13 protein-coding genes are annotated in these 11,609 nt (G+C 41.5%); 8 read left to right on the forward strand and 5 right to left on the reverse strand.

The features are described from left to right. The first annotated feature begins 133 nt into the window (after positions 1–133). Positions 134–406 (forward strand): hypothetical protein, encoded by a 273-nt coding sequence (locus I8748_RS23670; RefSeq protein ID WP_198126987.1) that lies wholly within the window; start codon positions 134–136, stop codon positions 404–406. Here I8748_RS23670 and I8748_RS34710 read toward each other — a convergent pair. Both I8748_RS34710 and mutL read right to left on the reverse strand, forming a co-directional pair. Beyond that, a complete protein-coding gene (locus I8748_RS34710; protein WP_214662724.1) occupies positions 403–564 on the reverse strand; it encodes a hypothetical protein in 162 nt (53 codons plus the stop codon). The two genes, I8748_RS23670 and I8748_RS34710, sit on opposite strands and share 4 nt — an antisense overlap. Before the next feature lie 198 nt (positions 565–762). Beyond that, positions 763–2,487: a DNA mismatch repair endonuclease MutL gene (mutL, locus tag I8748_RS23675; RefSeq protein WP_198126988.1), complete on the reverse strand. Its 1,725-nt coding sequence runs from the start codon at positions 2,485–2,487 to the stop codon at positions 763–765. A 149-nt stretch (positions 2,488–2,636) separates the two neighbouring features. On the opposite strand from mutL, the gene I8748_RS23680 reads away from it, so the two are divergent. After that, positions 2,637–2,972 carry a rhodanese-like domain-containing protein gene (locus I8748_RS23680; RefSeq protein WP_198126989.1) on the forward strand — a complete coding sequence of 112 codons (336 nt, stop codon included), beginning with the start codon at positions 2,637–2,639 and terminating at the stop codon, positions 2,970–2,972. A 136-nt stretch (positions 2,973–3,108) separates the two neighbouring features. Here I8748_RS23680 and I8748_RS23685 read toward each other — a convergent pair whose 3' ends face one another. Beyond that, on the reverse strand, positions 3,109–4,152 hold the full coding sequence (locus I8748_RS23685) for an adenosine deaminase (protein ID WP_198126990.1): 1,044 nt from the start codon (positions 4,150–4,152) through the stop codon (positions 3,109–3,111). A 404-nt stretch (positions 4,153–4,556) separates the two neighbouring features. On the opposite strand from I8748_RS23685, the gene I8748_RS23690 reads away from it, so the two are divergent. The 6 genes from I8748_RS23690 to I8748_RS23715 all read left to right on the forward strand — a co-directional run bounded on the left by I8748_RS23690 (position 4,557) and on the right by I8748_RS23715 (position 10,125). Continuing rightward, entirely contained in the window at positions 4,557–5,900 is a 1,344-nt protein-coding gene (locus I8748_RS23690; protein WP_198126991.1) for an adenylosuccinate synthase, read from the forward strand. Positions 5,901–6,082: 182 nt separating this feature from the next. Next, positions 6,083–6,379, forward strand: coding sequence for a 50S ribosomal protein L25 (gene rplY, locus I8748_RS23695; protein ID WP_198126992.1), 297 nt, complete (start codon positions 6,083–6,085; stop codon positions 6,377–6,379). Between the two features lie 269 nt (positions 6,380–6,648). After that, positions 6,649–8,163 carry a bifunctional aminoglycoside phosphotransferase/ATP-binding protein gene (locus tag I8748_RS23700; RefSeq protein WP_198126993.1) on the forward strand — a complete coding sequence of 505 codons (1,515 nt, stop codon included), beginning with the start codon at positions 6,649–6,651 and terminating at the stop codon, positions 8,161–8,163. Between the two features lie 176 nt (positions 8,164–8,339). Further along, positions 8,340–8,843: a hypothetical protein gene (locus I8748_RS23705; protein WP_198126994.1), complete on the forward strand. Its 504-nt coding sequence runs from the start codon at positions 8,340–8,342 to the stop codon at positions 8,841–8,843. A gap of 92 nt (positions 8,844–8,935) precedes the next feature. Next, entirely contained in the window at positions 8,936–9,727 is a 792-nt protein-coding gene (locus I8748_RS23710) for a YdcF family protein (protein WP_198126995.1), read from the forward strand. A gap of 176 nt (positions 9,728–9,903) precedes the next feature. Then, positions 9,904–10,125 carry a hypothetical protein gene (locus I8748_RS23715; protein ID WP_198126996.1) on the forward strand — a complete coding sequence of 74 codons (222 nt, stop codon included), beginning with the start codon at positions 9,904–9,906 and terminating at the stop codon, positions 10,123–10,125. Between the two features lie 17 nt (positions 10,126–10,142). On the opposite strand, the gene I8748_RS23720 is transcribed toward I8748_RS23715, so the two are convergent. Both I8748_RS23720 and I8748_RS23725 read right to left on the reverse strand, forming a co-directional pair. Next, positions 10,143–10,406, reverse strand: coding sequence for a ferredoxin-thioredoxin reductase variable chain (locus I8748_RS23720; RefSeq protein WP_225896528.1), 264 nt, complete (start codon positions 10,404–10,406; stop codon positions 10,143–10,145). Positions 10,407–11,184: 778 nt separating this feature from the next. Further along, positions 11,185–11,415 (reverse strand): hypothetical protein, encoded by a 231-nt coding sequence (locus I8748_RS23725; RefSeq protein ID WP_198126997.1) that lies wholly within the window; start codon positions 11,413–11,415, stop codon positions 11,185–11,187. Positions 11,416–11,609 lie beyond the last annotated feature (194 nt).

Raw genomic sequence — 11,609 nt, forward strand, 5'->3', positions numbered from 1 at the left:
CTCAAAGCGTCCTTGAGAAAGGCGTAATTTTGACTGCATTACTATCTATTTTAGTATGTGATGCCCTAGGTTTTGCGATTATCGACCAAGAATTTTGTCCTGCCTAGTATGACCTTGTTAAAACTGTGGTTAAATGATTATTTTTCTAAAAATCAGTCCTAAAGCTTACAAACGCGCACAATCCTACACTAATGTAGTGGGATTATGGGAAGGAAAAGAAGATTGCTGGATGTACGTAGAGCTAGGGGAAGAATTTGAATATATAAGTCACCCAAAAGATGACCCTAACACTGATTTTCGGATTTTTAGAGGTTGCACAGTATCAATCGCTGAAAGTAAAGAAGATTTGAAAGCGGGAATAGTAGCAACAACACTACTCAATCAAACAGTCAAAATCTACTACTAAACCTTTACAGAATCAGGTACAACTCCATCAAAATCCAAATCCCCACGTAGTTCTATGCGATGAGTTTCTAAGTTACCCTTGTTTTTTCTTAGAAACTCATCCAAATTTTTTAGCTCCACATGGACAACTTCACCATTTTTTAGCTTAAAGGTCAACATAGTTTATTGTTCCAATGAAGTTCTAATCCCTAATAGGGATCAGATGAAATTACAATTACCGTCATACATAGCGTGGGCACAAACTATTGAAACCCTAGAGTTTCAATCCCTAATAGGGATTAAGTGCTATTATCATTATATATCAAACAAAATTTAAGCTCCTTAAATTTTGCGATCGCCCCTTCACCTATAAATATCTCAAATCCCATGACTTTTACCAATCACCCAATTACGCCGGAAAAACCGCGCTAAGGCTGACTCTTCCAACGATAAATAAATCGGTCGTCCGTGGGGACAGGTGCGGGGGTTGCGAGTACGTTGCCAATCATCGAGTAATTTCTGCATTTCTTGCAGGTTCATTGGTGTACCATTACGAATAGCACTACGACAAGCAACAGCAACTTGCGCTGTTTGTAAATCGCCTCCTAAACTCAGTTCTAAAATTGCTTCGGCACAATCTTCTCGCTGTTGTAACATTGCAGGTAGATTACGAACTGCCCAAAGTTGTTCACCAAAGGTTTCAATATCTAAACCGATACGTTGCAGTTGAGAAACTTGGGCTGGCGATAATTGATAAAGAATAATTGCTGGTTCAACGGGAACAAATTGCCATTTATCACATAATTGTTCATACAAAATTCGCTCATGGGCAATGTGCTGTTCTACTAACCACATTCCCCCAGGATATTCGGCAACAATATAAGTATTATTAACTTGGGCAATAGCTTTTAAGGAGTTAGGAGTTTTACTATCCTCGTTGGGATTTTGAGGATTAAAGTTGTAGTTGCCTTTTGCTTCTGCGGCTTTGAGTAGTTTGCTGACTCGTGATGTGTGAACAGATTCTTTTAAATTAGCAGAATTAATGCGGAGTGCTTGATCAATTCCTTGGGTAATTTGTTCTTGCCAATAATTGATTTCATTGAGGTAAATTTCGGTTTTTGCAGGATTGCGATTCCAGTTAATTTGTTCTGGGGAAATAGCAAGATGTAAAAAACAAACTGGATAGCGATCGCGTGGTAATGTTTTGTGAAATGCACTCAGAATAGTTTGCTCTAGTTCTGGTGATTTTACCATCCGCCTGTTAATAGCTACTCGCACCCAATCTGGGCGGCGGCGATGACACCTGTCTGGTAATCCTACCACTAGTGAGAGTGAGGAGTTAGGAGTTAGGAGTGAGGAGTTAGGAGTGCTGAGTGAGGAGTTAGGAGTGCTGAGTGAGGAGTTGGGAGGGTTGGGGAGGTCTAATTTAACTTCTTCTAAGTCGCCTGGTCGCACTTGTGATAAAATCTGCGGTAGCAGTTTTCCGGCTGTGCAGGCAGGATAGATGGTAAACCATTGACGGTCATTTTGCCACACTTGCCAAGTAACTTGCGGATGACACAAAGCAATTTGCCCAATTGTTGCTTGCACGGCTTTCATTTGCTGTGCTGTTGTGGGTAAGCCTTGACGACGAGATGAACAATTGGCGAATAAATGCGAGACTGTGACTACTGTACCAGGTGCGATCGCTGTTGCTTCTACTTGTATAGCTTTGCCACCATCGCCATAAACAACCCGCCATCCTAACTTTCCGTCTGTTGGACGACTCAAAATTTCCAATTCTGCCAGAGTCGTCAAACTGTGTAACGCTTCACCACGAAAACCCAAACTGTTGATTTTCCACAAATCCTCACTCGAGCGAATTTTACTAGTACTATGGGCTGTAGCCGCTTGTTGCAAGTCGTCTAAGTTCATCCCGCAACCATTATCTGCAACACGGATGCGCCATTGCAAAGGCCATAGCGAAACGACAATTCGCGTTGCACCCGCATCAAGAGAATTTTCTACCAGTTCGCGCACTACAGATGCTAAAGAGTCGATTACCTCTCCAGCGGTAATGAGATACACGACTTCTGTGGGTAAAGCTTGAATAGTAGATGCCATAAATTACAGTGTAGGCGATTAGCCAACCACTGAATAGAATAAGCAATTATATTTACACCTCAACAGAAATTTTTATTAATTGTAAAGAAAGCTCGTTTCAAAAGGGATTTTTGATAGATTGCTTTTAAAGTTCTAGGCGACAAATGCTTATGAGTACTAATTTAGCCGTTGATGTTCATGATCTCAAGTCCCGTCTGCAATGGGGACAACCAGCTTTGACAATTGTTGATGTGCGCGATCGCGCGAGCTACAATCATGGTCATATCAGCGGGGCAATAACTCTCCCGTTGGACACCTTGGGATCTAGAGCCAAAACTGCTTTGCATACGGAACGCCATATCTATGTTTATGGCGAAAATGACCAACAAACAGCCGAAGCGGCTAAGCTATTGCGTGATGCTGGCTATGGTGAGGTAGGTGAAATCGCAGGTGGTTTTGCTGCTTGGAAAACAGTTGGCGGTGCTATAGAGGGTTTAGAAGCGTAAACTTGATTTAATTGAATATGGTTTTTTATGTACTGCACAGTGTGCAGTACAGTTTATTTTACTGAATTAGAAAAATTTACGAGTTAGAAAATCAACATTTAGTCACTCTAGGTTGTTGCCACTTTTTAGTGGTTAATTAATCTTTAGTTGCCAAAACTTTTTCATGATCGGGTTTTAGCAATCTGTTTAACAAAGATACAGGGCGTTGACTATAAGGCCAAGCAAAAGCATGACGGAAAGCTGCATCTTGACAAGCTTGTAGTTGTTCAAAACTAATAATGTCGTAAGTCAAAAGATTTTCATACTCAAATGGCAAACGGACATTATGCAACCCAGCATTATCGGTGCAAATCGCAATATCTACCCCAGCCTCAAAACAACGATCAAAAACTAATTTGAGTTGACGAATATCCTCTAAGGTACCAGTTTTCAAGTAAGTTGTGGGACAAACTTCTAAACATTGTCCACGTCTAGCCACATCCTTAAGTAACTCTGAAGACAATAGGGGAATTTGGATACCATGACCAATCCGCATTAAATAAGGTAAAAGTTGGGGATAGCAACCAGCTGTGGTTTCATATAGATGCCCTGTGGTTTTAATACCAAGCGATCGCGCATAATCATACAGGCGAATCCATTCTTCCATGCGATCAGCGTAGTAACTATCACCACCTGCAACATCTATTGCACAAACATATTCTCTGCTTTGCGCTGCTAAATCAACAATTGCCTTATTCACTTCGTAAGGTAGGCGCGAGTGCATACAAAGAATTTGGCTGGTGACAATTGGATATTCTGACAATTGGCTAGCTTGTCCCACTACTTTGACAATTTCTGCCATCTTGTCAATTCTCTCGGATTGACTTAGATGTTCAGGTGTCCGCAAATAGGGAGTGTAGCGCAGTTCCAGATAAGCCAAATTTTCAAAAATATAAGCACCCCGTACCAAGCGATAGATAAAGTAAGGCAAAGTCTCGACAGTTTGCACACTTTCTACTAAGGTGTGCAATTCTAAATACTCATCTAGGGTATTGCGTGGTCGTGTATAAAAGTCTTCAAAGTCTGAATACTCAGCAAAGCCAGAAATCAACTCAGAAGAATGTCGTTCAAAATATCGCCACAAAACACGAGGTACAACCGAACCGCCTAGATGCCGATGCAATTCAGCATACAAAGCCATAGTGGTATTTTTAGATAAAAATTTTACTAATTGTAACAAAAACCTAGACAGAAAAAATCTATACCCCAAGGGAGATTGTGTGGGGCTGGTGTTAATCCATATTGGTGATGTCAGGCATTGGGATAAAAATCCTCATTCGGTTTCATCATCAGGCTCAAAAAATTTAATTTGGGCAATTAAGAACTGCCGCTACATGAAGATAAGGTTTGGGTTATTGTTTGTGTATCTCTTGATGATCGATAGTTTGGAGATCTCGTGAATCGCGATCATTTTGAAACTAAAATTTTTTAGAACCTGCAAACAGTGAAGCCGAATATGTAATCTTATGCATTTATCTTGACATTACGAGCAGAATATGTTCATAATGGTTCTTCGTGGAAACTTTACCTCTATAAAATAAACGCTTGGCTAACGTCATTGTGATAGGCTCCCAGTGGGGCGATGAAGGGAAAGGTAAAATAACTGACTTACTCAGCCGCTCCGCAGATGTTGTGGTACGTTACCAAGGGGGTGTCAATGCTGGACACACCATTGTAGTGAAAGGTCAGACCTTTAAACTGCATTTGATTCCCTCTGGTATTTTGTATCCAGATACTGAATGCATCATCGGCTGTGGAACAGTGATAGATCCACAGGTTTTGATAGCAGAACTCGACCAACTAGAAAAACTAAACATTTCTACCAGCAATCTGCTGATTTCTGAGACAGCCCATGTCACGATGCCTTACCATCGGTTGATTGACCAGGCATCGGAAGAACGACGCGGAAGTCATAAAATTGGCACCACTGGTCGAGGTATTGGCCCTACCTATGCTGACAAATCAGAGCGCACAGGCATCAGGGTTTTAGACTTGATGGATCCAGAAGGACTGCGTGAGCAGTTGGAATGGACGATTAATTATAAGAACGTTATTTTAGAAAAACTTTACAACTTGCCGCCTTTAGACCCTCAAGAGGTAATCCAGCAGTATTTGGAGTATGCCGATCGCTTACGACCTTATGTAGTTGATACCTCACTGAAAATATATGATGCTGTGCAACGGCGGCGCAATATTTTGTTTGAAGGGGCACAGGGTACGCTCCTCGACTTAGATCATGGGACTTATCCCTACGTTACCTCCTCCAACCCTGTGGCTGGCGGAGCTTGCGTTGGGACGGGTCTAGGGCCGACAATGATAGATCGGGTAATTGGAGTATCGAAAGCCTACACAACACGAGTAGGAGAGGGGCCATTTCCCACCGAATTAGATGGAGAAGTGGGAGAATTGTTGTGCGATCGCGGTGCTGAATTTGGTACAACTACCGGACGTAAGCGTCGCTGCGGTTGGTTTGATGCTGTCATCGGTCGTTATGCCGTGCGAATTAACGGTATGGACTGTATGGCCATTACCAAACTCGATGTCCTCGACGAACTAGAAGAAATCAAAGTTTGTGTCGCCTATGAAATAGATGGCGAACGCAGCGAACACTTCCCCACCAGTTCACGTCAATTTGCCCGCTGTCGTCCCATCTACAAAACCTTACCAGGATGGCAAGTGCCAACAACACACTGCCGCACCCTAGAAGACTTGCCACAGCAAGCACTGGACTATCTAAAATTCTTAGCAGAATTAATGGAAGTCCCGATCGCGATCGTTTCTTTAGGAGCTAGCCGCGATCAAACCATAATTGTAGAAGACCCCATTCACGGCCCCAAACGTGCCTTGCTGCACCCTGATGGCACACCAGCTTCTCTACTGAGTGCTTAGTATTGAGTCGGGGAGCTTTTGGTGCAGGGGTGCAGGGGAACTCGGGGCCCCCACGACCGAAGGGGAGTGGGGATTAGGGGCGATGGGGAGATGGGGAGACACAGAGAACAATTCTTAACTCCTAACTCCTAACTCCTAACTCCTAACTCCTGACAACTGACAACTAACAACTAACAACTAGTATGCCTGTTACAGTCGAATCTCAAAAGCGACCAGAAGGTAGCAAGCCCAAAGCTTTGCGCCGTTCTGGACTGATACCTGCTAATTTATACGGTCACAACGGTGCCGAATCAATTTCTCTGGTAGTTGAAGCCAAAACTGTTGAGCGCCTGCTCAAACAAGCAGCTGTTAACAAAACAGAAATTGAACTTAACATCCCTGAACTTGAGTGGACTGGTAAAACCATACTGCGAGAAGTTCAAATCCATCCAGCTAAGGGTACACCTTATCACCTGAGCTTTTTTGCTTCTAAAGGCTAAAGCTAGTGCAAATTTGGTCTGCTTGACTACTTAAAATTTGTGATAATTGCTAATGGAACCAGGGATTAAACCCTGGTTTTTTGTTCAGCTCACAGCTTTAGGGAAATCTTATAAATTATCTTGGTTAAATTTGATGACTGATGGCTGATGACTGATATTTGGGTGCAGAGTCTTGCAGCCCTATTGTTTCTTCCCCATTCCCCATTACCCATTCCCCATTCCCCATTCCTCATTCCCCATTCCCAATTCCCAATTCCCCATTCGCAAATATGACAGAAGCAACTCTTCCACCTTTAATTCAGCAGATGTTACAGCCTGGATTTTACCCCCATGCGGTGACAGAACCTATTGAATTAATTCAAACCCACATTTCTTATGTGCTGCTGACTGGAGATTACGTTTATAAGCTGAAGAAACCTGTGAATTTTGGCTTTTTGGACTTCTCTACTTTAGAAAAGCGGCAGCATTTTTGTCACGAGGAGTTGCGATTGAATCAACGGGGTGCAGCTGGACTGTATTTAGAAGTTTTGCCTGTGACTTTGGCAAACGAGCAATATCATCTCAATGGAACTGGTGAGCCTGTAGAATATGTGCTGAAGATGCGGCAGTTTCCCCAAGAGTTGTTGTTTAGCGCACTTTTTGAACAGGGTAAGCTAAATGAGACACACCTAGAGGAATTGGGACGGATAGTAGCTGAGTACCATGCCCAAGCACAGACTAATGATTATATTCGTAGTTTTGGTGAAGTGTCGCAAGTACGTGCTGCCTTTGATGAAAATTACGAGCAAACTAAAAAGTATATCGGTGGCCCCCAGACACAGGAACAGTTTACCCAAACACAACAATACACAAATAAATTTTTTGCAGAACGTACAGAATTATTTGCTAGCAGAATTCAAAATAACTATATCCGTGAATGCCACGGGGATTTACACCTGAAAAATATTGCTCTGTGGCAGAATAAAATCACCCTGTTTGATTGTATTGAATTTAATGAACCGTTTCGCTTTGTCGATGTTATGTATGATGTAGCGTTTACGGTGATGGATTTGGAAGCACGGCAACGCCGAGATTTGGGTAATGCATTTTTAAATGCTTATATCGAGCAAACTGGAGATTGGGAAGGTTTGCAGGTGTTGCCTTTGTATTTAAGTCGTCAAGCTTACGTGAGAGCAAAGGTAACTTCATTTTTGTTGGATGATCCAAGCGTACCGCTGGCGGTGAAGGAAGAAGCCACAAAAACAGCATCTAACTATTACAGGCAGGCTTGGGAGTATACTCAACCTCAACAAGGACAACTGATTTTGATGTCGGGATTGTCTGGTTCTGGAAAAAGTACAACAGCGCGACATTTGGCTTTGCAATTGGGAGCAATTCAAATTCGTTCAGATGCAGTGCGTAAACATTTGGGAGGCATTTCCCTGTGGGAACGTGGTGGAGATGATTTATATACACCTGAGATGACCCAAAAAACTTATGCACGATTGCTAAATTTGGGGATTATACTAGCTAATCAAGGTTTTTCAGTAATTTTAGATGCTAAGTATGACAGACAACAACTACGGCTGGAAGCGATCGCTGAAGCCGAAAAACACCATCTTCCCCTGAAAATTATTCACTGCACAGCACCTCTAGAGGTTGTAAAAGAGCGTCTTGTCAACCGTACTGGTGATATTGCAGATGCTACTGTGGATTTATTGGAATCACAACTCAAGCAAGCTGAACCTTTCAGCGAAGCAGAAAAACCTTACGTCCAAATTTGGGATACAACTCAACCACATTGAACTAGGGATTGGGGACTGGTGATTAGGGACTGGGGACTGGGGATTAGAAAGATTTAAATAGGGAATGAATCTCTATTCAAAATTCAAATCTTAAAATAATTTTTTCCCAATACCCAATACCCAGTCCCCAATCCCCAATACCCAATACCCAGTCCCCAGTACCCAATAGTGAACTTATGGCATCGAAAAAAAACGACTTCTTCACTATCTCTCCCAGTTTCTTTTCTCAACTAATATTTGGGTCATTTTTAATACTCATATTAACGTTGACAGGATCTCCACTATCCTTAAGTATATTTTTGGGTGTTCTCGGTGGCTTCACCTTAGGTTGGATCACCAATACCAGTAAAAATAGTCCCCAACCCCCAACAGTAGCTTCCTCTGATGGTATTGATGCAGGACTAAAATATTGGTTATTTTTCTTAGTTGGCTTTGTCTTTTTAGGCTATTCTGCACCGATGAGTATCTTACTAGGCGGTATAGCTGCTATCGGTGGAGGCTGGATGATTTCTTGGTGGGGAAGCAAAGAAGCAGCTAAAACTCAGTTACCAGTTGAGACTTCAGAAGCAGTCGAAGGTGAACAGTCTAACGAGAGAATTACCAAACAGCAAAAAAGAAGACCCGTCCGCCGTTTCCGTCGTACTCGCGGAACTTTCAATCTTCAGTTTTGGAAGAAATAATATTGGGAACTGGGGACTGGTGACTGGGTACTGGGTGTTAAGTACAACTCTTTCCCAATTCCCGGTTCCCAATTCCCTATTCCCCAATCAATATGTTTTTATATTTTTCTAAATTACTACCACTGTTTTTCTACCCACTAGGGCTAGCTAGCGTCTGTCTTATAGTGGCTTTAGTGACATTGTGGAAGCGACCGCGCATTGCAGCAGGTGCGATCGCACTATCATTAATTTTATTACTTTTTTCTAGTAATGCTTGGGTTGCTAAATCTCTGGTGCGATCGCTGGAATGGCAAAATCTCCCTCCTACCCAAATGCCTAATGCCCAAGCAATTGTGGTTTTGGGAGGTGCGACTAAATCAGCTTTACCTCCAAGACCAGGTGTCGATTTAAGTGAATCAGGCGATCGCGTCATTTATGCTGCCCAACTCTATCGCCAAAAAAAAGCGCCTATAATCATTCTCAGTGGTGGTCGCATCGATTGGCGTGGTACTGGTTCGCCAGAGTCGGCAGATATGGCAAGTATACTCACTTCTATCGGTGTACCATCTCAAGCTATTATCCAAGAATCTGACTCACTCAACACATATCAAAATGCCGTAAATGTCAAGAAAATTCTCAAAACTCGTGGTATTGGTAAAGTTTTGTTAGTGACTTCGGCTATGCATATGCCGCGATCGCTGAAAATTTTTCAACGTCAAGGTATTGATGTGATTGCTGCACCTACCGACTTTCTTGTGAGTCAGGCTGAAATTGAAGAACTCGGCAGCTCTCCCAAAGCCGCTATACTAAATTTATTACCTGATACAGGCAACCTAAATCAATTTACTAGCGCTTTAAAAGAATATATTGGCAGTTTTGTATATCGCTTGCGTGGTTGGCTTTAATCAAGTTAGGAGTTAGGAGTGAATAGTTAGGAATAGTCCTTTCAAAGTGTAATTTTCTGAGGATTTTTACAGCCTGGAAAGTTATAAAAGTTATCAAATATACCAATTATTTAACTTTAAACTCCTAACTCCTAACTCTAAACTCCTAACTCCTAACTCTTCATTAATTTAAAATTATGTCTAAACACTTACCTTATATTATTCCATCTCGTCAACCTGATGTTGAAGAGAGTTTTGCAGCTTATCAAACAACCCATCAGTTCTACCAGGAAGTTCAGACGCGTTTAGAGTTTCAGCGTCATTGTGAATGGTATTACGTTACCGCAGAACGCAATCGCCAAGAGTTAAAAAGAATGCGCGGCGAACTGAATATTTTCCGATGGTTTCGCCGCCGATGAATGTTTGAAATAATTATTTATTCAATTATTTCTAGCTCATTCTCACGCAAGTGGGCTTTAAATTTTTTATTAAACTGTACCAAATATGGTAAGTTTGCACTTACAGGTCTACCTTGCCATTGAGTAGCAATACCTATGATTTCACCTTCTGTGCCTTTGATGTCAAAAGCCTGATTTCGATGCTCAGGATGATGGTAAACAACTACCGATTCTTTAACGCGGACGTGATCGCCAATTTTCATAACAACATTTACACCTAACTTTTGTTGTTCCACAAGCATCTGTCACAAAATAAATTACTAAACATTATTCAAACTTTTTACCATAATTACAGTGTAGTATTAGCAAATTTATCTGGTAGATTTGTGAAGCACATCTTTTCTGATATTAGTATGTCTTGGGTAACTGAATAATTTGTAATTCGTAATTCAGTTACACAGAACAAAGCTTGAATAAGGCTGTTTTTGAGCGGCTAGTCTCTTAGTAAAACAATACATTCGGGAACAATTTTGTATTGTTCGCAATTTTATACATTTTCTGTCACCTTGAATTTGACATTATATTTCAAGCATTTATACTTACTATATAAAGCCTGTATCAGCAGACTTTTAATATTAATTAATAAAAGCCTTGATCGTCACTGTTGTTGTTTTACTCCAAAAATATGGCAACATCAGATGCGCTTGGTACTTTAGCGTGAAGTCTAACCCTTTTATCTTCACTCTAGAATGTTCCCAAGGTCAACTCTTTTATCGACAGTAAAAGGGACTGGGTACTGGGTATTAAGCTTAGGGTGCGTTATAGACGGAACGTCCTAACGCACCGAGAATCTAGTACTCTGGCAAGTCATCTTTGCTGGGAATAGGTAAATGTCAGAAATAAAAAAAACCCTTTCCCCACTCCCTACTCCCCGCCTTCACCCGTTAAAATTGGGTTACTAAACCATTAGTGGCGTGGCAAGGCTAAAATAGTGCATTAACGAACCGCAGAGGCGCAGAGAACACAGAGATATTAGAGAAACTCTATTGCAACATTTTAGGCTTGTCACGCCACTACTGGTTAAGCCAAAATGTAACGGACTAAAATACTCATCACTTCATCAGGGTTCCCAGTTTGTTGTGGTTGACTCCAATCATTCACGTTTGCATAGCCAATCACTTGCAGGTAGTGAATTGTACTAGTAACGACTTTCGGGGAACCGATGAGTATATGTTTAATCGGTTTTCTGTTGGGTGTTGATTTATCAGAATCTTTACCTGGAACTTGGGGAAACTTTTGTTCTTGTGCCATATTATATTTGACTCCTGTTGAGGGGTTAAAGAAGGCGATCGCGGACTCTTCCCGGAGGCGATCGCCTTTCTTATGCTTTTATATTAAAGTATAATTTTATACTTGTCAATACATTTTGCAATAAATTTTATGAAAAAATTACAAATTGTGTTATGGCTACAAGCCGTAACTGCACGCTGTCAAATCAGCCAATG

This window comes from Amazonocrinis nigriterrae CENA67 (assembly GCF_016056305.1).
GTDB classification, from domain to species: domain Bacteria; phylum Cyanobacteriota; class Cyanobacteriia; order Cyanobacteriales; family Nostocaceae; genus Amazonocrinis; species Amazonocrinis nigriterrae.